The sequence below is a fragment of the Streptomyces sp. NPDC047072 genome (assembly GCF_040643855.1).
Taxonomy (GTDB): Bacteria; Actinomycetota; Actinomycetes; order Streptomycetales; family Streptomycetaceae; genus Streptomyces.
In genome coordinates, this window is sequence record NZ_JBEYVC010000020.1 from 15,843 (window position 1) to 37,703 (window position 21,861).

The 21,861-nt window shown below is 69.9% G+C and carries 16 protein-coding genes; 6 read left to right on the top strand and 10 right to left on the bottom strand.

Annotated features, from left to right (window positions below; all coding sequences use genetic code 11):
• Nucleotides 1–33 precede the first annotated feature (33 nt).
• The 9 genes from ABZ896_RS11820 to ABZ896_RS11860 form a co-directional block, all read right to left on the bottom strand.
• Entirely contained in the window at nucleotides 34–1,212 is a 1,179-nt protein-coding gene (locus ABZ896_RS11820; protein WP_360925826.1) for a DUF1266 domain-containing protein, read from the bottom strand.
• A 99-nt stretch (nucleotides 1,213–1,311) separates the two neighbouring features.
• Complete coding sequence (locus tag ABZ896_RS11825; protein ID WP_360925829.1) at nucleotides 1,312–1,677, bottom strand: hypothetical protein; 366 nt, start codon at nucleotides 1,675–1,677, stop codon at nucleotides 1,312–1,314.
• Nucleotides 1,674–6,365, bottom strand: coding sequence for a putative T7SS-secreted protein (locus tag ABZ896_RS11830; protein WP_360925832.1), 4,692 nt, complete (start codon nucleotides 6,363–6,365; stop codon nucleotides 1,674–1,676). The genes ABZ896_RS11825 and ABZ896_RS11830 overlap by 4 nt, the downstream gene beginning before the upstream one ends.
• Nucleotides 6,365–6,955 (bottom strand): hypothetical protein, encoded by a 591-nt coding sequence (locus tag ABZ896_RS11835; protein ID WP_360925834.1) that lies wholly within the window; start codon nucleotides 6,953–6,955, stop codon nucleotides 6,365–6,367. Before ABZ896_RS11835 ends, ABZ896_RS11830 begins: the two co-directional genes overlap by 1 nt.
• Nucleotides 6,952–7,293 carry an SseB family protein gene (locus ABZ896_RS11840; RefSeq protein ID WP_360925837.1) on the bottom strand — a complete coding sequence of 114 codons (342 nt, stop codon included), beginning with the start codon at nucleotides 7,291–7,293 and terminating at the stop codon, nucleotides 6,952–6,954. The genes ABZ896_RS11835 and ABZ896_RS11840 overlap by 4 nt, the downstream gene beginning before the upstream one ends.
• A 74-nt stretch (nucleotides 7,294–7,367) precedes the next feature.
• A complete protein-coding gene (locus ABZ896_RS11845) occupies nucleotides 7,368–8,432 on the bottom strand; it encodes a hypothetical protein (protein WP_360926040.1) in 1,065 nt (354 codons plus the stop codon).
• A 95-nt stretch (nucleotides 8,433–8,527) separates the two neighbouring features.
• Nucleotides 8,528–9,469 carry an N-acetylneuraminate synthase family protein gene (locus tag ABZ896_RS11850; protein ID WP_360925840.1) on the bottom strand — a complete coding sequence of 314 codons (942 nt, stop codon included), beginning with the start codon at nucleotides 9,467–9,469 and terminating at the stop codon, nucleotides 8,528–8,530.
• 14 nt (nucleotides 9,470–9,483) lie between these two features.
• Nucleotides 9,484–10,740, bottom strand: coding sequence for an N-acylneuraminate cytidylyltransferase (locus tag ABZ896_RS11855; protein ID WP_360925843.1), 1,257 nt, complete (start codon nucleotides 10,738–10,740; stop codon nucleotides 9,484–9,486).
• 116 nt (nucleotides 10,741–10,856) lie between these two features.
• Nucleotides 10,857–12,161 carry a DUF6716 putative glycosyltransferase gene (locus ABZ896_RS11860; RefSeq protein ID WP_360925846.1) on the bottom strand — a complete coding sequence of 435 codons (1,305 nt, stop codon included), beginning with the start codon at nucleotides 12,159–12,161 and terminating at the stop codon, nucleotides 10,857–10,859.
• Between the two features lie 198 nt (nucleotides 12,162–12,359).
• Here ABZ896_RS11860 and ABZ896_RS11865 point away from each other — a divergent pair, with 198 nt between their 5' ends.
• The 5 genes from ABZ896_RS11865 to ABZ896_RS11885 all read left to right on the top strand — a co-directional run bounded on the left by ABZ896_RS11865 (nucleotide 12,360) and on the right by ABZ896_RS11885 (nucleotide 19,719).
• Nucleotides 12,360–13,346 (top strand): glycosyltransferase family 2 protein, encoded by a 987-nt coding sequence (locus tag ABZ896_RS11865; RefSeq protein WP_360925849.1) that lies wholly within the window; start codon nucleotides 12,360–12,362, stop codon nucleotides 13,344–13,346.
• A complete protein-coding gene (locus ABZ896_RS11870) occupies nucleotides 13,346–14,689 on the top strand; it encodes an alpha-2,8-polysialyltransferase family protein (protein WP_360925852.1) in 1,344 nt (447 codons plus the stop codon). Before ABZ896_RS11865 ends, ABZ896_RS11870 begins: the two co-directional genes overlap by 1 nt.
• A 174-nt stretch (nucleotides 14,690–14,863) precedes the next feature.
• Nucleotides 14,864–17,503 (top strand): glycosyltransferase family 4 protein, encoded by a 2,640-nt coding sequence (locus tag ABZ896_RS11875; protein ID WP_360925855.1) that lies wholly within the window; start codon nucleotides 14,864–14,866, stop codon nucleotides 17,501–17,503.
• 131 nt (nucleotides 17,504–17,634) lie between these two features.
• The gene (locus ABZ896_RS11880) at nucleotides 17,635–18,783 is read left to right on the top strand and encodes an acyltransferase (RefSeq protein ID WP_360925858.1); all 1,149 of its coding nucleotides are present in this window, start codon (nucleotides 17,635–17,637) and stop codon (nucleotides 18,781–18,783) included.
• A gap of 63 nt (nucleotides 18,784–18,846) precedes the next feature.
• Entirely contained in the window at nucleotides 18,847–19,719 is an 873-nt protein-coding gene (locus ABZ896_RS11885; RefSeq protein WP_360925861.1) for a class I SAM-dependent methyltransferase, read from the top strand.
• Here the strand turns inward: ABZ896_RS11885 and ABZ896_RS11890 are convergent.
• A complete protein-coding gene (locus ABZ896_RS11890; RefSeq protein ID WP_360925864.1) occupies nucleotides 19,685–20,362 on the bottom strand; it encodes a TetR/AcrR family transcriptional regulator in 678 nt (225 codons plus the stop codon). The genes ABZ896_RS11885 and ABZ896_RS11890 overlap by 35 nt on opposite strands.
• A 70-nt stretch (nucleotides 20,363–20,432) precedes the next feature.
• Here ABZ896_RS11890 and ABZ896_RS11895 point away from each other — a divergent pair, with 70 nt between their 5' ends.
• Nucleotides 20,433–21,830, top strand: coding sequence for an FAD-dependent oxidoreductase (locus tag ABZ896_RS11895; RefSeq protein ID WP_360925867.1), 1,398 nt, complete (start codon nucleotides 20,433–20,435; stop codon nucleotides 21,828–21,830).
• Nucleotides 21,831–21,861: the final 31 nt, after the last annotated feature.

Here is a 21,861-nt window from a genome sequence, read left to right on the forward strand (position 1 = left end):
AGCGGAGTGACCGACGTTCTTCCCCTGATAGGCCTACCGGAAGGGAAGGTTGAGCCAGGGGCTGGCGGGGTCGGACATCAGGATCCGGTGGACGGTGACCATGTCCTGGTACCAGCTGCCGAACTTCTCGTTGTCGAACTGCAGACAGCGACCGAGGATGAACGCGGCGGAGAAGTCCTGCCAGGACTCGTAGCAGCGAGCGGCCCGGAGCCCGGCTTCGACGACGGCGGCCTCGGCCTCCGGCAGGGCGCAGTAGCGGGTACTCAGACCCCAGCGAGCCATGCAGGAGGCCCGGCCCAGATCCCACGCGTCGGCTGAGCTGACGTACTGCCCCTCGCCGAGAATGCCGTCAGCACGCATGCGGGCCTCGTAGCGGGTGATACGACCGATGAGCTGCTGGACACCCTTGACACGCGCCTCGGTCTCGGCCGCCGGGAAGGGTGTGGTCCTGGTGACCCCGTCCGAAGTGAGAAGGACCTCGCCCTCCGCCCGTCGGCGCAGAACTTGGGCGGCCGCGTCGAGCCAGTAGCCGGTCTCGACGCACCCGTCGACGTCCTGGGCAATGGCCCGGCGTAGGCCGAGGGCGAACTCCCACTGGGAGTCGGCGCCGTTGGTGGCCAGCAGGGCGCCTTGCATCTCCTGCCAGCCCTGGTGGCTGGTGACACCCCACGACTTGCGCAACATCCGCCGCTCGGTCTTGTAGCCATGGCCGTGGTAGGCGAGGGCGTTCCAGGGGCGGCCCTGGTGGACGATGAGGTGGGCGCCGCAGGCCAGACCGTGGGCCACGGGTCCATGCAGCGGGCCACCCACCCGTAGTGTCCGCAGCGCTGCTTCGTCGGAGGGGCCGGCGCTCTGTGTGGCGTACCGGGTCCAGGCGTAGGACTGCGGCGGGGCGCCGGGCAGGAATGCCTCGCAAGGACTCCCCGGATTCACGACGATCATGTCCGGAAAGCCAGGTCTCCAGCTCTCTGCGACCCATTTGAGCTTCGCCCACTCGAACACCCGCTGCGGCTCGGGCGCGGGCAGCATGCCCTCGGTGTACACCGCCCAGATCCGGCCCCCGGCAACCCGGGGGTCGCTGTCGAACACGTAGTAAGTGCTCAGGATCTTGTTGGCATCCGCCTTGTCCCGCCGAATCTCGTAGAAGACCCGATTCCGCGCAAGCGCCTCGAAGTAAGCCGCCCAGTCGTTACGGCACTTGGCGTCGAACAAAGCCTGCTCGACATCCGTGGGAGGCGTCCAGACGGGCGGGACGGAAGAACCGAAACCCGCAGGAGGAGGCCCGAAGGACATTGTTCACCTTTGCGCTAGTCACGTGGTTTCGATCGCGCCGGAGACTTCTAGACCTCGTAGAACGTCAAGCGCCTTCCGGGCAGCAACACGCAAATCGCACCACACCTGAGAATTCCGAACGGCACTCTCGCTCCATTTTTCTTCAGGGGTACGAGTCATATCTTCAAGGATTGCATCCACACTCCCCAAGGGCCCACCGAGCGAGTCAGGAATTACCCCTTCGGCGATCATCCCAGAAACAACACGGAAGGAGTCATCAAAATCCAAGGCCAACTCGTCCGGTCCGACACCCAAACCGCGAACGTGGTCGATCTGTCGCGACGCGTCCCAGGAAAGACACTCCAACGACTTTTCCAACTGCCGGACAGCGACATCAACCCTCACCTGATAATCCCTTCTACGTCTCCGCCCAAATTCCCTTCCCATCCCTTCACCCGCCAGTACGCTCCTTCTCCATGATGCCCACCACCAGGATGCCATCGCAGCATCCGGCCAGTGGGGTGATCGAGCTCATTGTATTCGCGCAGCACCCACCCTTGCCCGGCGTGACCACCTCGGCCAAGGGATTCCTCTCTCCAACCAGGCGTATTGATCAATGCGCCTCGGACTTGATCCGGCCTGACCCCTCCGCTGAGAACATCTGGATTTTCCATGATGTCCTCGATCCCTTGTATAGACCCTACTGGTCCGGCCTCTTGCCGAAGCTGTTGATTCAGACGTTCACCATTTGCAGCGTTGTGGGGCCCATCAGCCCCAGTACGCCACCCTCCCGTTTCGCATGGCGTCAGCCCCAGAGGGTCACACCACATATACGGATTGGGACCGTAGGTGTCAGGGTTGGGGGCCGGAGCAAGGCCGAGGGGGTCCGGCGTGGTGTAGCGGGCGGTTTCGGGGTCGTAGTGGCGGAAGTAGTTGTAGTGGAGGCCCGTTTCGGGGTCGTAGTACTGGCCCGGGAAGCGGAGGGGGGTGTACGCCGTGCTGTCGACGGCCCAGGCTGTGGTGCCCCAGAGGGTGGAGCGGGTGCGCCAGGCTATCTCGCCGCGTTCGTCGAGCAGTTCGCTCGGGGTACCGACCAGGTCCGTGACGATCGCGAAGAAGCGGGAGTCGATCTCCTGTTGTGGGGCGTCGGCTGCGGTGATGCGTTCCGTCTGGGTCAGGGGGTGCAGGCCCCGGTGGTTCCAGGTCAACGTGACCGGGTCGGGGTGGGACGGGGACGTCGTCGTCTGTTCGCAGAGGGTTGTGCCGTCCCAGGTGAAGGTCACCTGTTCCAGCATCGATTCGCCGTCCGGGGACAGGCGTTGTTTGGCTGTGCGGCGGCCCAGAGGGTCGTAGCGGTAGCGCCAGCGTGTGCCGTCCGGGGTCGTCACCGATGTGAGGCGGTCCTCCGCGTCCCACTCGTAACGCCAGGTGTCCGGCTTGCGGGAGAGGCGGGTTTTCTGGCGGAGCGTGACGCGGCCCGCTTCGTCGTGTTCGTAGCGGACGGCTCCGGCGCGGGTGATGCGGGTGCCCGCATAAGCGCGCGGGCCGGTCGATTCGCTGCCCGGGTGGTCGGACGGCCAGGACGCCGACGTCTGGTTGCCCGCCTCGTCGTAGGCGTATGTCTCCGTCCAGTTCGGCGCGTGGACGGCTGTTACCCGGCCCGCCTGGTCGAGGTCGAAGCGGCGGAGACCGTTCAGGTGGTCGTCGATGGCCGTGAGGTTGCCGTCCGCGCGGTAGGTGTACGCGCGGTGTTGGGCAGCGGGGCCGGTGAGTTCTTGTTTCGTCAGGCGACCCACGAGGTCGTAGGCATGGGTCAGGGTCACCGACTCGCCCACCCTGCGCGTCAGTTCGCGGCCCGCCTCGTCATGGGTGAACGTGAGCGTGCGGCCCGACGTCTGCATCGCGGTGCGGTTGCCCGCCGCGTCGTACGTCCACGTCGTCGTCGCGCCGGTGGGGGTGGTGCGGCCCACCCGGCGGCCCAGGACGTCGTATGTGTAGGCGACCGCGCGGTCGTTGACCGTTTCCGACAGGACGCGGCCCGCCTCGTCACGGCGCAGGGACAGGACGGCGTCCGGGCCCGCCGCAAGGGTCAGGGCGCCCGTCACGTCGTAGACGAAGGAAGTGACCGCACCCGCCGCGTCCTTGCGGATCACCTGGCCCAGGACGTTCCGCTCGAAGTGGATCCTTCGGCCCAACGGCGCGGATCTCGCCGCCAGTTGGCCCGCCGCGTCGTGCTCATACGTGAGCGTGCGGTCGTCGAAGTCCGTCTCCTTCACAAGGCGGCCCGCGGCGTCGTAGGTGTAACTCCACGTCAGGCCCTGCGGGTTCACCACTTGCGTGAGGCGCAGTTCCGTGTCGTGGGTGAACTCGTAGCGGACGCCGTCCGGGCCCGTGCGGGCCGCCAGCAGGTCGAAGTGGGTGTACTCGTAGCGGGAGACCGCGCCCAACGCATCCGTGTGAACAACACAGTTGCCTTCGCCGTCGTATGTCCACGACTCCGAGGCGCCATCTGCTGTCGTACGGCGGGACAGGCGGCCTTCCACCGTCCACTCCAGGCGGGTCACCGCGCCCAAGGGGTCCGTGACCGTCACCGGGCGGCCGAAGGCGTCGCGGGAGTAGCGGGTCACCGCGCCCAGGGGGTCCGTGATCTCCACGGGCAGGCCCGCCGTGTCGCAGCGGACCCGGGTGGTCGCTCCGAGTGCGTCGGTGACGGACGCGAGGTGGCCGTTGTCGTCATAACCGAAGCGGGTCGTCGCTCCGGAGGCGTCCGTCACCGCCGTGCGGTTGCCGAACTCGTCGTACTGCTGCACCACGCAGGTGCCGTCCACGCCCGTCACCGTGACCGGCAGGCCCTGAGCGTTGTAAGCGATGCTCGTGTACCGGCCGTCCGGGCGGACGGTCAGGACCGGGCGGCCCGCTCCGTCGTACGCGTAACTCACCGTGCGGCCCAGGGGGTCGGTGATGGTGAGGGGGCGGTCGGCCTCGTCGTAGGTGGTGCGGGTCGTGGCGCCGTCCGGGGTGGTCACCGCTGCCACCTGCAGGTCGCTGTTGATCTCGTACAGCGTGCTGTGGCCCAGGGAGTTGACCGCCGTGACCATCCCGTCGCCGTACCTGTACGCGTAGGCGAGGTGGCCCGCCTCGCCGCCCTGCGAGACACAGCGGTCCTGGTCGTCGTACACGTAGTGGTACGAGGAGTTGTTCGTGTCGGTCCATGCGGTGATGCGGCCGAGGTGGTCGTTGGTGAACCGCGTCGGCAGACCGGAGGAGTTGGTCACCGCCGACAGGTGGCCTCCGGCGTCGTAGCCGAAGCGGAGCAGTTCCACGTCCGCCAGATGCAGCGCCGTGATCCGGTCATCGGAACACACGATCCTCAGGTGGTACCCGGCCGAGTGGACGATCGCGGTGGGGGCGCCCTCGTCGTCGTACTCGAAGGTCAGCCACTGGCCCGAGCGGTCGGTCAACTGGACCAGCAGGGCGATGCCGTCGCCGTCGCCGCCCGGGGCCGCGAAGTCCCAGAAGCGGCCGGTCTCCGGGTCGGTGACCGTGTAGTCGCCGGAGAAGTCCACCGTCAGAGGCCACTCGACGCCCGCGAGCGGCAGCACCGGGACGCCCGGCGCCGGGTGCGGGTACGCCAGCAGCGAGCCGTCCTCCCGGACGAACACGACACCCTCGGCGTCCACTTCGAGGCGCTGGTCGGCCGTCGAGGTCCAACTCGGGCCGAACCAACGGCCCGAGCGGTACGACGACTCGAACTGGCGGGAGAAGGTCAGGGGGAGGCGGGCGGGCAAGGAGACGTCCGTGGCGGGGAGCGACATGCGGCCCGTGGCCATGTCGATCGGGTCGCTGCCGAACGTCTTGCACCACAGTCGGCGGGCCGTGTCGCGAAGGGACGTGCGCACGCTGTCACGTGCGGCGCTCTTCGCCGCGTCCTTGGCCGCCGCCCGGGCCGCGTCGCTCAACGCCGCCCGGCCCACCCCGCCCGCGCCCTTCCCACCGATCAGGTTCGACGCCAAGTAGCCCAGCGCGTCGCCCGGGTCGCTCGACCAGCCTGTGCCCAGCAGGGACATCGGCAGGCGTTCGGGGTGGGCCGCCGTGCCGACCAGGCCCGCAAGCAGCAGTTGGGAGTTCTTCATCCACTCGCCGGGGTGGGTCAGGTTGTAGACGTCCAGCGGGTTGACCGTGCGGGCCAGTTTCAGCATGTCCGCGCCGCCGCGGAGCAGACCGCCGACCATGTGGGCGTTGTTGAGCTGGGTGCCGACGAACAGGTCCGCCGCGTCCGCGCCCATGCGGTCGGTGAACTCCGGTTTCGGCGGGGCCTGTTCGAGCGCGGCGGCGATCCGGCGGCGGGCCTCGTCGGCCGCGTCCGTGCGCTGTCGGCGGGCCTCCGCCAGGATCTCCTCGGCCTCGCCACGGGCCGCCGTACCCGGGTCGACGAAAGCGCCCGGCCTGACAGGCTTCGCACCCGGGTCGCCGCCCGCCTCGGCGGTCGCGTTGTACCGCTCGGCAGCCTGGGCGTATGCCTTCTGATCGGCTTCGTAGGCGTCAGCCGCCCGCTGTGAAGCGTCCTGCGCCCTCCGATACGTGTCGATCGCCGACTGCGCCTGCTGCTGCGCCCAACGGACCGTGTCCGCGTACGACTCCAACGCGCCGGCCGCCGCCGTGCACGCGGCCGCCGCCGTCAGCCACTGCTTGGGCTGGACCTCGAACTTCGCGCGGAACGCGTCCGCCGCCTTGCCCTGCCACTCGGCCGGGTCCAGCGAGCGCATGCCCTGGCCGACGTTCTCAAAAGCCCCGGCGAACTTCCGCAGATGCCCGGCCCGTTCCCGAAGCGCCGACTCGCTGCCGTGGAGCAGTTCCCTCGGGTCCTCGCTCTCGCCCAGCGCGCGTTCGGCGACCGTGCCGCCGAGGCGGTTGTTCACGCCCTCGCCGAAGTCCCTTACACCTTCGGCCAGTCCGTCCGCGCCGACCGCCGACAGGCCGTCAGCCACACCGTCCGCAGACCAGTTGACCGCCTCGCCGACGCCCTTGCTGACGCCGTCCGCCGCGCTCTCCAGGCCGTCGCCGAAGTCGTCGACCAGATCCCCGAAACCCATCAGCCCTCGTCCTCACCCGAGTTGGGCGGTCCGCTCCACTGCCAGTCCGTGCGCGGGTCGAAGAGCGCGTCCGGTGTCACCGTCGACGTTGAGACATCCTCCGCCGCCTGCGACCAGGCCGCCTTCACCTCGTCCTGGCCGGACGTGAACGACTCCGCGCTGTAGTCGGCGTTCGCCACCTGGGAGACGGGGTTGTCCTTCAACGTCTCCGACCAGGAACGGGACTTGACCTCGTCCGAAGACAAGTAGGGGTTGCCCGTGCCTGCCGTCCACACCGTCTTCAACGTGTCCGACACGTACTGTTCCTGCTCGTGGTACAGGCCCGCCGACAGGCCGAGCCGCGCCGCGAACTCGTTCGCGTCCTGCATCAGCGAGCGCACACCCCAGCCCCAGCGGTCGCAGAAGTCCGAGAACACGCCTTGCAGACCGTCGTCGCCCGTTTCCAGGCCCGTCAGCGAGAGGTCGTCGAAGCCGCGGCCCAGGTTCGCCTCGATGTCGAAGCCGAAGTCCTTCAGCTCGTCCATCGCCTGGTTGATGCCCCGGGTGATGCGGGCCATCGCCTCCGGATCGGCCTGGTAGCCATCGCTCACGCTTCGGCCCTCACGGAATCCACGGCCACCGCGTCCGGCACGATCCCCACAACAGGCGGCAGTGCGAAGCCCGTTGCGCTCCCCGCGTCCACCGCGATCCCCGTCGGGCCGTCCGCTCTCGGAATCGCCTGGTCCAGCAATCGCGCCCCGTACACCGGTATTCGCTCCGGCACAGCCTCGCCGCGCGCCTCCGCGAACCGCTCCAGCGCCGCCTGGTCCGTGAAGGCGAACAGCCAGCGGATATCGCCCGACTCCGCCGACAGCAACGAGCCGTCGACTACCGGCACCAGCACCTCACGGCGCCGGAACTCGCCCACGATCTCCCGCGGGTTGTCCACGTCAGCCACCCCCGTCGTAGCCCTCATCGAACGTCGCACAAGCGAACGACGATGCTAGACGATGCGGCTGAGACTCAGCCCGTCGCCACCGCCGACAGCCGGGTCACGTCCCGTGCCGTGCCCGTCACCCCCGACAGGAACCCCTGCGCCCGGGGCGAGGCCGTCTCCGTGAGCCAGTCCGGGTCGATGTCGCAGACCGCCACGCGGACCTCCGTGCCGGCCAGGGCCAGGGGGAGCGTGTGGACGACCGTCGAGGGGAAGCTGAGGATCGTACGACCGATGGGGCCGCGGCGGGCGATCAGTTCGAGGGGGAGGTCCGGGCGGACGATCTCCAGGCCCGTCTCCACGGCGAGTCGGTGGAGCTTGTCGGTCGCCTCGCGGCGGTGGGCGAAGTAGCGGGTCGCGCCATGGGTCTTGGCCAGGCCCCGGACAGCCTCCAGGTAGCGCTCGGCGTCCACCACCCCCGTCTCCACCAGCGAAGTACCCACCATGTCCGCGCCCTTGGTGATGCGGGGCGGGCCGAAGCGGGCGCGGGTCCAGGCGAAGGCGTTGGCCGAGACCGTGACTCCGGGCGGGGTCTCCGTCATCGGCATCGAGGAGAAGATCTCGACTCCCCGGCCCTCCCCCGGCGTCAGGCGTTTGCGGGCCGCCGCCGAGATCGGGGCGAAGGCGAGGTCGCGGGGGCTCGGGCGGCCGCCCTTGCGGTGCCAGCGCACGAGCCGTTCACCGCGGGCCAGTTGGGCGACGAACTCCATCGTGGCCGTGCCGTCGTCCACGACGACCACGTCGGGGGCGCGGGTGATCGTCAGCAGCAGTTGTACGTAGCGGGAGAAGGGGTCGCCCAGGACGATGCGGTCGGCCCTGCGGACCATGCCGGCCAGGCCGCCGATCGTCTGGAAGGGGGCCGCCGGGCCGCCCCTCGCCTCCTCCCAGCGGACCTCGTGGTCCGCCTCCCGGGCCAGCTCGGCCATCCGGCGCAGCTGGCCGCGGGTCATGGGGTCGGTCGGGGACAGCACGACGAGGGTGAGCTCCGCGCCGGGCGCGTGGGCGTGCGCCCACTCCAGCACGTTGAGCAGCTGGACCGGGCTCTCGACGAAGGCGAGAGTGTGGGGGCCGGTGTTCCCGGCGCGGGGGCTCATCGACGTACGACCGTCCCGTCGTAAGGCGCTCATGAGGGGCGCGTAAGCAGGAGACGCGCCCGGCCCGGAGCTGCTCCGGGCCCGGCGTTCACAACTCAGACCGAGACCGGCTCGCCCGCCGCCGCGGCGATCTCCGCCTCCGCGACGACGCCCGAGACGCGGCGCAGCTTCTTCATGGGGCCGAGCTCGGAGTCGTAGACCTTCTTGACGCCGTCGCCGAGGGAGGCCTCGATGGTGCGGATGTCGCGGACCAGGCGCTGAAGGCCCTGCGGCTCGACGGAGGCGGCCTGGTCGGAGCCCCACATCGCGCGGTCCAGGGTGATGTGGCGCTCGACGAACACCGCGCCCAACGCCACGGCGGCCAGCGTGGTCTGGAGGCCCGTCTCGTGGCCGGAGTAGCCGATCGGGACGTTGGGGTACTCCTCCTGGAGCGTGTTGATCACGCGCAGGTTGAGCTCCTCGGCCTTGGCCGGGTAGGTCGAAGTGGCGTGGCAGAGAAGGATGTTGTCGCTGCCCAGGACCTCGACCGCGTGGCGGATCTGCTTCGGCGTCGACATGCCGGAGGAGAGGATGATCGTACGGCCGGTCGCGCGCAGGGCGCGCAGCAGCTCGTCGTCGGTCAGGGAGGCGGAGGCCACCTTGTGGGCCGGGACGTCGAACTTCTCCAGGAAGGCGACGGCCTCGGTGTCCCACGGGGAGGCGAACCAGGCGATCCCCTTCTCCTTGCAGTACTCGTCGATCTGGCGGTACTCGTCCTCGCCGAACTCCACGCGGTGGCGGTAGTCGATGTACGTCATCCGGCCCCAGGGGGTGTCGCGCTCGATGTCCCACTGGTCGCGCGGGGTGCAGATCTCGGGGGTGCGCTTCTGGAACTTCACGGCGTCGCAGCCGGCCTCGGCGGCCACGTCGATGAGCTTGAAGGCGTTCTCCAGCTCGCCGTTGTGGTTGATGCCGATCTCGCCGCAGATGTAGACGGGCTGGCCGGGACCGGCGATGCGCTCGGTACCGAAGGTGCGCAGACGGGAGTTGACAGTCATGGCAGGCGATTTCCTTACTTGGTGAGGGAGTCGAGAGAGGGGCCGAGGATCCAGCTGGCGATCTCTCGGATCGCGCCGTCGCCACCGGGGACGGTGGTGACCGCACGGGCGGCGCCGCGTACCACGTCGTGGGCGCTCGCGACCGCCACGGGCCAGCCCACGAGGGCGAAGCACGGGAGGTCGTTGACGTCGTTGCCGACGTAGAGCACGCGCTCGGGCGCGATGCCCTGCTCCTCGCACCACTGTTTGAGGGCGAGGTCCTTCCGGTCGATGCCGTGCAGCACGGGAAGCTTCAACTTCCGTGCGCGCGCGGCCACTACCGGGTTCTGCTCCGTGGAGAGGATCAGCATCTTGAGGCCCGACTTGCGCAGGGCGGCGATGCCGAGTCCGTCGCCGCGGTGCACGGAGACGAACTCCTTTCCATCGGCGTCGATCAGCACCCGGTCGTCGGTCTGGGTGCCGTCGAAGTCCAGGACGACCGCGTCGACGTCCTCAAAAGAGGGCTGGGTGCCCGTGTCGAGCAGGGGGGCCAACGCCCTTGCTCGGGCGAGGTCGTGCGGGTCGTCGATCTCCAGCACCCGTGCCGGGTCGGTCCGTACGAGTTCGGTACGGCCGAAGAAGCGGTGCTGGTGCTTGCGGAAGCCGGCCGCGTCCATGCCGTAGACGGCGCCGGTCTCCAGGAAGTCCTGGGGGCGGTCCTGGCGGCGGGGGCGGAACGACTTGTCGTGGTTGACGCCGTAGCCGCCGCCGACGGCAGCGTCGGCCTCCTCGACGGTGCCGGCGCGGGCCTCGTCGTCGGCGTCGCGCCACACGAAGCCGTGGAAGGGGGCCACCGTCATGGCGGAGTCCGCGCCGTTGTCGACGATCGCGCCGACCACGCCGTCCACGTCCTCGCGGACGATGAAGGGGCTGGTGCACTGGACGAGGAGGACCACGTCCACCTGGGCGCCGTGCAGGGCCTCGTGGGCGTCCAGCGCGTGCAGGACGGCGGCCTCGGAGGTGGCGGTGTCGCCCGCGATGGCGGCGGGGCGCAGGACGACCTCGGCGCCGGCGGAGCGGGCCGCTGCCGCGATGGCCTGGTCGTCGGTGGAGACGACGACGTCCGTCACCAAGCGGGAGGCCAGGCACTCGCGGGTCGCCCTCGCGACCAGGGGGACTCCGCCGACGGGGAGGAGGTTCTTCGCGGGTACGCCCTTGGAGCCGCCGCGGGCGGGGATCACCGCGAGCACGCGGCGCACGGATGCGTGTTGGGCGGCTTGCGGGTGGGACATCGGGGCTGCTCCTTGGGCTGCTTGCGAAGAGTTGGGGGTCGTTCGTCGGGTGCGGGTCTGTGGGGGCTGGTCGCGCAGTTCCCCGCGCCCCTAGGTGGGTTTCCGTTCAGCGGTGTTCACAGTTCGCCCATTCGTCTGATCACCGGCGCCACCCGCTGTACGCCGTGGCGGTACGCGCCTCGTGCCGCGCGGCGGACTATCTGGCGGACCGGGCCCGGGTCCTTGTCGTGGGCCGGGGCGCCGGGGAGCGGGGTGCCGTCGGGGGCGAGGTGGTGGCGGGCGAGGATGCCCGGGAGGTAGCCGGGGGCCGTCTCGGGGGTGTAGTAGGGGGTCAACTCCGGCAGGCCGCCCGGGTGGTCGAGCAGCTTCGCGATCCGCTCGCGCGCCGCGTCGAAGGCGTGCGCGTACGAGCCGTCCGCCGCGACCCCCTGCCGCGCCACCCACTCCTCGTCCGCCACCGGCCGGTGCCCGGCGTCGAGTTGGTCCCAGGAGGCGAGGCAGCCCGAGCCGACGAAGTGGTGGTTGCCGAGGACCTCGCGGATGCCCAGGTCGGTGAGGACCACCGTGGGGATCCGCCGGTGCAGGGACTCCAGCGCGGCCGTCGAGCTGACGGTGACCAGCAGGTCGGTGCGGTCGAGGACCTCGCCCATGTTGCCGTAGACCAGGCGGAAGTTGGCCGGGGGTTCGAGCCGCTGGACCAGCTTCTGGTACGGCAACTCCTCGATGTGCGTGGTGTGTTCGCCGGGCTTGGAGCGCAGCTTGAGCAACACCTCGCGCTCCGGGTGCAGTCGGGCGTGCCCGATCAGCCGCTTCAACAGGTACACCCGGTCCCGGCGGTTGTCCGGCACCGAGGGCTGGACCGCGAACACCACCGTGTACGGGTCGTGTTCACCCTCGTAGGAGGAACCGCCCAGGAACGGCAGCGCCACCTCCGTCACCGACGAGGCGTCGGCGCCCACCCCCTCGTACACCGCGCGGAAACGCTCCGCGTCCTGGCGGGAGTTGGCGAGGACGAGGTCGGCGCCGTGCCGCAGGAGGAGGCCGTCGGCGAGCTTCTCATAGACGACACCGACGTAACCGGTGACGACCACGGGCCGCTCGGTGCGGCCCTGCCACACCCGCGCCAGTCCGTGCAGCATCGCCTGCACGCCGCCGCCGACGAGCGAGAGCACGACGATGTCGTACGACTCCTCGGCCATGGCCCGCAGGAACTCCACGGCCGTCACCTCGCGCAGCGAGTCCGCGCGCACCCCTACCTCGTCGAGCTGGCGTGCGGTGGGGGTGGCCCGGCCGCGCAGCAGATAGCCGTCGAGGGCGGGATCCTGGGCGATGCGGGCGGCGGTCAGCGCACCCCACTTCCAACGGGTGTCGGAGTCCGCGAGGATGGCGATTCGGAGTTGCTTCGTTGCACTTGGCGGCACGTCGAAGACGCTAGGAAGCAATTTCTAGGTGTTGCCCAACCGCGAATCAACGAAAAGTTAACAAAGCCCGTCCGAGAGCCGAACTGGCCCGTGGAAGACCGGGAAGTACACGGGATGCACTGTTCCGACACATGGAGTTCACCCCCTGTCTCCTCACCGATAAGGTGTGCTGCCGGACCGCCTTCTAGCGTTTCTGGGGTGCCTAAGCTTTCCGTGATCGTGCCGTTCTACAACGTGCAGCAATACGCGCCCGACACCCTCCGAAGTCTTCGAATGAATGCGCGACGCGACTTCGAGTTCGTTCTGGTCAATGACAGATCGAAGGACGAGACGCCGGCGATTCTCGACCGCGCGGCGACGGACCTTTCGGACGTCGCGCAGGTCAAGGTCGTCCACCACGAGGTGAACGGAGGACTCGCCACCGCGCGCAACACCGGTCTGGACGCGGCGACGGGCGAGTACCTGACGTTCCTGGACGGGGACGACTGGCTGGCCCCGGGCTATCTCACGGAGCTGGTGACCGCCATCGAGGACCTGGGCTGCGACTTCGTGCGCACCGACCATGTGCAGGCCACCGCGCGCGCCCGGACCGTGCACCGGGTGCCGGTGGGCCGCCGGAACGAGGTGCTGGACCCACGCGCGGCGATCCTGCCCGCCGACCGCACCACCTCCGTGGACTACGCCTACGCCTGGGCCGGCGTCTACCACCGCAGACTGCTCGACAAGGGCCTGCTGCACTTCACCCACGGGCTGCGCACCGCCGAGGACCGGCCCTGGATCTGGAAGCTGCACCGCGAGGCGGAGTCGTTCGCCGTGGTGAGCCTGCTCGGTGTCTTCTACCGGCGCGGGGTGGCCTCCTCCCTCACCCAGATCGGCGACGCCCGCCAGCTGGACTTCATCCGCGCCTTCGACCAGGTCGTCGAGGAGACGGCCCAGGACCCGGACGCCGAGCAGCTGTTGCCGAAGGCCGTGCGCACCTACTGCGCGATCATCGCCCACCACCTCTCCGACGAGTCCAAGTGGGAGCCGGCCGTGGCCCGTCAGCTGCGCACGCTGAGCGCGGCGGCGATAAAGCGGATGCCGCAGGACATGCTCGGTGACGTACTCGACACCATGGACCTGCGGCGCTCGTCGAAGCTGCGGCGGCTGCGGCGCCGGGTCACCACTGCGAAGGCGGCCGCCTGATGCCCCGTAACTCCCCTCCTACGACGCAGATCTTCTGCGCCTCCACGCTGTACGGCGCCGCCACCCTGGCCGCCGCGATCGACTCCGACCTCTTCGAGGAGGCGGAGCGGCGGGTGCTCCTTGTGTTCAACAACTCCGCGACCCCGGAGACCACGACCCCGCTGGACGCCATGCCCGGCTTCGAGCCGCTGCGCGCCCACTTCGACGAGGTCCTCTCCTGGAACGAGGCAATCCGCCCCTTCCACCCGGGCGCCTGGACCCCCCGCCCGGACGACGTCCCGCTCTTCGAGCGCTATCTGCGCCTGCTGTGGGGCCTCGGCGAGGACCGCGTCGAGCTGGTCCTGGAGTCCATCCAGGTCACCCCGGCGCTCACGGTGGCCCAGCTGTTCACCGACGCGCCGGTCGACGTCTACGCCGACGGCCTGATGAGTTACGGCCCCACCCGCAACAAGATCGACCCGCTGGTCGGCACCCGGGTGCGCCGGCTGCTCCACCTGGACCTGATCCCGGGCCTCACCCCGCTGCTGCTCACCGAGTTCGACGTGCCGCCGGTCGTGGTGCCGACGTCCGCCTTCCTCAAGGTGCTGGGCGAACTCGGCGAGTCCGTGGCGCAGTTGCCCCCGCTGCCGGACGACGCGGCGCTGCTGCTCGGCCAGTACCTCTCCGCGCTGAACATCCTGAGCGCGGAGGAGGAAGAGGACCTGCACGTACGGATGCTGAAGGGCGCGGTCGCGCGCGGGCACCGTACGGTCGTCTTCAAGCCGCACCCCACCGCACCGGCCCGCTACAGCCGCGCCCTGGAGGCGGAGGCGGAGAAGCTGGGCGTCGAACTGACCGTGCTGGACACGCCCGTGCTCGCCGAGGTGCTGTTCGAGCAGGCGCGGCCCGCGCTGGTCGTCGGCTGCTTCTCCACCGCGCTGTTCACGGCGTCCGCGCTCTACGACCTGCCGGCCGCCCGCATCGGCACCGAGCAGCTGCTGGAGCGGCTCACGCCGTACCAGAACAGCAACCGGATCCCGGTCGTGCTGGCGGACGCGGTGCTGCCGGACCTGGAGGACCGCAAGGGCGAAGAGGCGCTCCCCGGCGCGGAGTTGAACGCCCTGGTGGCCGCCATAGGGTTCACCATGCAGCCGCAGATCCACCCGGCCCTGCGCACGCCCGCGCAGCGCTACCTCTCGAAGCACTTCGGCCCGCGCACCCGCCGTTACTTCAGGAAGAAGCGGCTCACCTCGCTGGGTCTGCCGGGCGGTATCCCGGAGCGGCTGGCGTTTCTGCCGAACAACTCGACCGCGCGCCGGGTGGTGCGTCGGGCGCGGGCGCTGAAGAAGGCCGTACGGCGTTAGAAGTTCCCCGAGAAGGCGGGGCGTGACGGACTTCCGTCACGCCCCGTTCGTGTGTTTACGGAGCCGTTGTTCATCGGCCGTTCTTTTCATGTTTCACACGGTCATAGAAAGGTCGGATTTCATTCACGAAGTTGCAGACTTATCCCCAAGTGCTCGGAGTGGACGGGTATACCCATGCGCATCGCTGTGTTTGTCGAGAACCGCAACGGCGTCGGCCTCGCCTCGGAGATCATGCGCGCGCCGGGCGCCGGGGACCACTCGTTCCACCTGGTCACCGCGGACCGGGACGGCAACGTCGCCGGCTGGATCGAGGAGGAGGCCGCGGCCCGCTTCGACGACCTCGTGGTGCGCAACCTCTTCGCCGTGGACGAGGCGCTGAGCGCCGACGAGTTCCTGGAGGAACTCGGGTACCGCGTCCAGGCGTTCGCCGAGCAGGAGGACATCGACCGGCTGGTCTTCTTCAACGACCAGTCGCAGCGCGGCCGAAGAGTCGCCGGAGCGCTCGGCCGCACGGTCCCGCTCGTCCTGGTCCAGGACGGCCACCTCGACTTCCGCTTCAAGAAGACCGAGGCCGGGCTGCACGACCAGAACTGGTACTACGGCTCCTCCTCCCCCGCCGCCGTCTGCGTCTGGGGCCCGGCCACCGCCAACCACCTCACCTTCCGTACGGCGGACGCCAACCCGCCCGTCCACATCACCGGCGCGCTCGGCCACAGCGACGACCCGGCGCTGCTGCGCGCCGCCCGCTCCACCACCCACCGGCACGCCAAGGCGGCGGGCGAGCGGCTGCGGATCGTGCTGCTGGACCAGCCGCTGAGCAACCAGAGCAAGCTCTCCCGGAACGACCACCGCACCCAGCTGACCGAAGTGTGCGAGGCGCTCCACGAGTTCGGCGACATCGAGATCAAGCCGCACCCCTCCACGCTCGGCGGCCACCTCGACTGGCTGCGCACCCTGGAGAACGTCGAGGTCCTCGACGAGAAGGCGCTGCTGGACGCCGAGGCCCTGGACGGCTACGACCTCGCCGTCACCTTCTTCTCCACGACCTACCTCCAGACCCTGCGCGCGGGCACCCCGCTGGTCCTGTTCAGCCCGCCCCCGCTCAACATCGTCTTCCCGACGGTCAACCACCCGCTGCTGCGCAACGTCGGCACCGTCGGCGAACTCGTCGACGTGGCCGCCGAACTCCAGCGCTCCGGCAAGTTCGCGGCCAACGTGCACGGCGAGCCGGTCGAGCACTTCCTCACCTTCCACGACGACGTCCCCGCGCGGGTGCTGGCCATCATCGAGAAGGCCGCCGTGCCCGCCGAGCCGCCCGCCCCGCGCTGGACCACGGCCGAGGACACCCGCGTCGGCCTGACCCGCGCCGAGCGCGCCCTGCACGCGGTGGAGCGGCGGGTGGTCCGGCCGCGCTCGCTGGCCGTCCTCGGCCTCGGCTTCTCGTACGTCACCGGGGTCGCGATCCCCGTCCTCACCTACACCCAGGCGCTGCTCGCGCAGAGCCCGGTCGACATCCGCTACTACGACCTCGGCGCCTACACCCGCTCCGAGGACGTCATGGCGGAGCTGGAGGGCGCTGAGGTTGTCCTGATCAACAGCCTTGCGCCGTTCTGGCGTTCGGCGCTGGCCAACGAACTGGTGCAGGCGCTCCAGGACGCCGGGAAGTCCGTGGTGCTGTACGCCCACGAGACCGAGTACGTCATGAACTTCGAGGGCGGCCAGCACACCCTGCGGCACGAGGAGATGCTCCGGCTGCTGCCGAAGCTCAAGGTGCTGTGCGTCTCCACCTCGCAGGCCGACATGTTCCGCCAGCTCGGGGTGAGCGACCCGGTCGTCGTCTACAACACGGTCCCGCGCGACACCCACCGCGCCCGGGCCCGCCGTACGCCGGGCGAGCGGCCCAGGATCGTGATGGTCGGCTCGATGCAGGACCGCAAGGGCCTCGACCTGTTCTCCCGGGTCGCGGAACTCGCGTACACCCAGGGCCTGCCGTGGCGGTTCGCGTGGATCGGCCACAAGACCTGGCGGATCGGTCCCTCGACCCTGCTGTCGGACCGCGTCGAGTGGATGGGAGCGCTCTCCCGGGACCGGGTGCGCGAGGAACTGGCCGCCTCGGACGTCTTCTTCCTCTCCAGCGTCGACGACCCGATGCCGCTGTCGGTGGTCGAGGCCGTGCAGCAGCGGCTGCGGGCGGTCACCTACCACCGGGTGGGCTCGCGGGAGGTCCTCGAAGGCGTGGCCGGCTACCGCTCGTTCGCCGAGTACACGCCCGAGGCGGCCCTGGAGGCGCTGCGCCGGGTGCTCGACGAGGAGGTGTCGGAGACCGACTACCAGGACGTCGAGGACCTCTTCGACATCGACGCGTTCGCGGCCCGGATGACGACGGCCCTGGGGCTGCCGGGGCCGGGCGAGGGCTCCCGCGAGGAGCACACGGACGCCTTCGACGCCGTGCTCTCCCGGCACGGCCGCTACCTCGCCGAGGACTTCACCCGGCACATGGAGAAGGGGCAGCACGACGACGCGCTGCGGGTCGGGACGGAGATCCTGCGCCGCCGGCAGCCGGTGGACGTGCTCGTCGGCATGGCCGAGATACGGGCCCGCCGGGGCCAGACCGAGGACGCGGTCAAGCTGCTGTCCGCGGCCGCGATCGCCGGCGGGGAGCGGGCGCGGGTGTGGACGGAGGTGGCCCGGGTCGCGGAACTGCTCGGCGCGCGCGGCCGGTCCATACGGAGCCTGGCCCGCAAGGAGGCGGTCCGCATCCAGGTCGGCAACCGCTCGGCACGGCTGCTCGCCCCGGGGGGCCGGGAACAGTGAGGGAATCCTGTACGACGGTCAAGTGAACCCTTGGAGAGGGCTGGGCGAAGAGCGATCTCATCGAACAAACGCGCCCAGGGTGATGCCTAATCTGCTGGTGGACGCCACTTCTGCCTGCTAGGGGTACCACCGTGACCGAGACGGTCCTGAGCACCACCAAGCCACAGCCCGTCCCGGCCGCGCCCGCCCAGGCCGACCCCGCTCCGGTCGCGCCGGTCAAGCGCGAGGGCGGCCGGCTGCGGGCCCTGGACGGGCTGCGGCTGGTCGCCGCGCTGATGGTGGCGCTCTACCACTACGGCGGCCGCGGCGGCTTCGTGACGCAGGCCTGGGGTTCCTCCCCCAAGGAGCAGTTCCCCACCCTGCACACGCCGTTCGCCTACGGCTGTCTCGGCGTCGAGGTCTTCTTCGTCATCAGCGGGTTCGTCATCTGCATGAGCGGCTGGGGCCGTTCCCTGCGCTCCTTCTTCGCCTCCCGGGTGTCCCGGCTGATGCCCGCCTACTGGGTGGCCGTCCTCCTCGTCACCGCGGTGTTCGCGCTGCCGGCGGTCGTCTACAAGACGGTCTCGCCGAGCGACGCCCTGGTGAACATGACGCTGCTCCAGCAGCCGCTGGGCGTGGACCGGGTGCTGGGCGTCGACTGGACGCTGTGGGCGGAGATCCGCTTCTACGCCCTGTTCGCGCTGCTGGTGGTCCTGCCGGGGGTGACCCGGCGCCGGGTCATCATGTTCTCGGTGTGCTGGCTGCTGGCGGCGGCGGTCACGCAGGGCGCGAACGAGCCGCTGCTGACCATCGTGCTCATGCCGGAGTACGCGCCGTTCTTCATCGGCGGCATGGGCCTGTACCTGGTGCACCGCGACCGGTCGGACGTCTACGCCTGGGGCATCGCCGTGGCCGGCTTCCTGATCGGCCAGCACTACATGGTCAAGGAGCTGTTCAACGCCACCGACCCGAACGCCTTCGCACACCGCACGTCCTTCGGCATCATCGCCGTCGTCGCCTTCGGCTTCGTCGCGGTCGCCGCGATCGCGGTGGGCTGGCTGGACTGGGCCAACTGGCGCTGGCTGACGGTGGCCGGGGCGCTGACGTACCCCTTCTACCTGGTCCACGAACACCTGGGCTGGGTGGTCATCAAGGTCCTCCACCAGGACCTCGGCCTCCCCTCCGCGGCGACCTTCGCCCTGACCATCGCCCTGATGCTGACCCTGGCGTACGCGCTGCACCGGCTGGTGGAGAAGCCGCTCACCCCGAAGCTGCGGGCGGCGCTGAACAAGGCGCGGTGAGCTGTTCACCCGACGTTCTCCTCGTCGACCGCTGGCCCGCCGCTGGATGAGCAGACTGGTCTCATGGGTGACGCACAGCAGACGTACACGTATCCCGGTGAGCTCCGTGACGTACCCGGGTGGTTCCCTCCCCTGGACCAGATGCTCTTCTCCTGGTTCCTCGAACGGCAGGAGGAACCGGGGGACCTGCTCGAACTCGGCGTCTACATGGGCAAGAGCGCGATCCTGCTCGGACGGCATCTGCGGGACGGCGAACGGTTCACGGTGTGCGACCTGTTCGGGGGCGCGGCGCCGGACGGGGCGAATCGCGCGGAGACCTCGAAGTCGTACGCCACCCTCACCCGGCAGGCCTTCGAACAGAACTACCTCTCCTTCCACGACAGCCTGCCGCGGGTGATCGAGGGCCCCACCTCGGTGATCTCCTCCGAAGTCGCCCCGAACAGCTGCCGGTTCGTCCATGTCGACGCCTCGCATCTGTACGAGTACGTGCGCGACGACATCGGGGCGGCTCGGGAGATCCTGCGGCCGGGAGGTGTGGTGGTCCTCGACGACTTCCGGTCCGAGCACACGCCGGGAGTCTCGGTCGCCGTGTGGGAGGCGGTGCTGAACCGGGGGTTGCGGCCGATCTGCCTCAGCACGCAGAAGCTGTACGGGACTTGGGGCGACCCGGCGCCGGTCCAGGAGGAGTTGCTGACGATGCTGCGGGGCCGGGCCGACGTGGGGCTGAGCGTGCAGGAGGCGGCGGGGCATCGGCTGGTGCGGGCGCGTGCGCAGGGGATGAAGGCACCGGTGTTTCCGCGGTCCCGGCACTACGTGGCACCCGTGGCCGCACCTCGCCCCGCGCCGAAGCCACGGCGGTCTCCCGCGAGGCAGATCGCCGTGGACCTGTTGCCGCCCGTCGTCACGCGTGCGGTGCGGAAGGTCCGGGCCCGCTAGGCCGGTAGCGCCGCTCGATTCCCTCCACCAGTAGGGCCAGGCCCTCCTCGTAGTGGTGGTCGTAGTCCTCGAAGATCTCCGCGCCCGCCGCTGCCGACAGGGGAAAGTCGGCCATCAGGCGGGCGCGATCCTCTACGTCGAACCCTTCCCTCCGCTCGCCCGGCATCGGCTTCACGCCCTGTTCCTCGGTGACGAAGCCGAGCGTGTAGAAGTACGACGTCGAAGTGGCCCGGACGGCCTGGGCGATCGTGAAGCCGGCCGCCGTGAAGACGCGCAGCGTCTCCTCCATCTCGCGGGCGTGCTCTATGCCGGTGAAGCGTGAGCCGCTGAAGACCTTCGCGCCGTCGCGGTATCCCAACAGGGCCGTGCGCAGGCCCCTGTTGGACTTCAGCAGGCGTTCCCGCCAGGTGTCGGCCGGGTCCAGTGCCGTGTCGGCGACCATACGGCGGTACATCTCCGTCGCCATCTCGTCCAGCAGCGCCTGTTTGTCCTTGAAGTGCCAGTAGAGGGCCGGCGCCTTCACGTCGAGTTCCTTGGCGATGGCGCGCAGGGAGAGGCCGTCGAGGCCCACCTCGTTCAGGAGCTTCAGGGCGGTGTCCGCGACCCGGGCGCGGTCCAGGGGCGGGCGTTTCTCCGTACTCACGCTTGACAGCTTAACAGCGTTAAGGGCACTCTCGGAGAGGACGGAACTTAACAGCGTTAAGGAGATGGACATGAACACCGACGTACTCGTCGTGGGCGCGGGCCCGACCGGCCTCGCCCTCGGCATCGACCTCGCCCGGCAGGGCGTGGACGCGCTGGTCGTGGAGAAGGCCGACCGGCTCTTCCCGGGCTCACGCGGCAAGGGCATCCAGCCGCGCACCATGGAGGTCTTCGACGACCTCGGCGTCCTCGACGCGATCCGCGCGGTCGGCGGGGACTACCCGGTCGGGATGATCTGGCAGGACGGCAAGCGGGTCGCCGAGAACCAGATGTTCGACCCGGCCGAGGCGACGGAGGACTCGCCGTACACCGCGCCCTGGATGGTCCCGCAGTGGCGCACGCAGGAGGTGCTGTTCGCGCGGCTGGAAGAGCTCGGCGGGCGGGTCGGCTTCGGACGGGAGGTCGTCGGGTTCGAGCAGGACGACGACGGCGTGACGGTGCGCTTCTCGGACGGTCCGGACGTCCGCGCCCGGTACGTGGTCGCGGCGGACGGCGGCCGCTCGGTGGTCCGGCGCGCCCTCGGCATCGGCATGACCGGCGAGACCGTCGACCCGAACCCGCTGCTCGTGGCCGACGTGCTCATCAGCGGCCTGGACCGCGACAACTGGCACGTCTTCCCGCCGCGCGGTGAGGGCGACGGCTTCCTCGCGATCTGCCCGCTCGCCGGCACGGACGTCTTCCAGGCGGTCGCCCAGTTCCCCGAGGGCACGGCCGTCGACCTCTCCCTCGACGGCATCCGCGAGGTCGTCGCGGCCCGCTCCCACCTCGCCCCCGAGTCCGTGACCGAGGTCCGCTGGGCCTCCGACTTCCGGCCCCGCGCGGCCCTCGCGGACAGCTTCCGCGCCGGCCGCGTCTTCCTCGCGGGCGACGCGGCCCACGTCCACTCCCCGGCGGGCGGACAGGGCCTCAACACGAGCGTCCAGGACGCGTACAACCTGGGCTGGAAGCTGGGCGCGGTGCTCCGGGCGGGCGCTCCGATCTCGTTGCTGGACACCTACGAGGAGGAGCGCCGTCCGATCGCCGCGCGGATGCTCGGCATCTCGACGGGCGTCCACCGCGGAGAGGTCCGCCGGGGCGAGTCGACCCGCCAACTCAACCTGGGCTACCGGGAGTCATCGCTGACGGAGGAGACCCGTACGGACCCAGGGCCACTGCGGGCCGGCGACCGCGCACCGGACGGGGTCCTGTCGGGGGGACGGTTGTTCGACGCCTTCCGGGGACCCCACTGGACCCTGGTGGCGGTGGACACGGAAGCACCAGAGGTGCCGGGGGCAGTGCGGGTGATCAGGGGGGAGGAGCAGGGGTCGTACAGGAAAGGGCTGTACCTGGTACGCCCGGACGGCTACGTGGGCTGGGCAGGCGACTCAGCCGCCGGCTTGTCGGAATACGCCCACCGAATCTGCTTTTAGGGGCGCGGGGAACTGCGCGACCAGCCCCCAC

Excerpts from the sequence above, each read along its gene's own strand:
- ABZ896_RS11850 (WP_360925840.1), bottom strand. The coding sequence starts at position 9,469 with ATGACTGTCAACTCCCGTCTGCGCACCTTCGGTACCGAGCGCATCGCC.
- ABZ896_RS11885 (WP_360925861.1), top strand. The coding sequence starts at position 18,847 with ATGGGTGACGCACAGCAGACGTACACGTATCCCGGTGAGCTCCGTGAC.
- ABZ896_RS11830 (WP_360925832.1), bottom strand. The coding sequence starts at position 6,365 with ATGGGTTTCGGGGATCTGGTCGACGACTTCGGCGACGGCCTGGAGAGC.
- ABZ896_RS11895 (WP_360925867.1), top strand. The coding sequence starts at position 20,433 with ATGAACACCGACGTACTCGTCGTGGGCGCGGGCCCGACCGGCCTCGCC.
- ABZ896_RS11875 (WP_360925855.1), top strand. The coding sequence starts at position 14,864 with ATGCGCATCGCTGTGTTTGTCGAGAACCGCAACGGCGTCGGCCTCGCC.
- ABZ896_RS11855 (WP_360925843.1), bottom strand. The coding sequence starts at position 10,740 with ATGTCCCACCCGCAAGCCGCCCAACACGCATCCGTGCGCCGCGTGCTC.
- ABZ896_RS11845 (WP_360926040.1), bottom strand. The coding sequence starts at position 8,432 with ATGAGCCCCCGCGCCGGGAACACCGGCCCCCACACTCTCGCCTTCGTC.
- ABZ896_RS11870 (WP_360925852.1), top strand. The coding sequence starts at position 13,346 with ATGCCCCGTAACTCCCCTCCTACGACGCAGATCTTCTGCGCCTCCACG.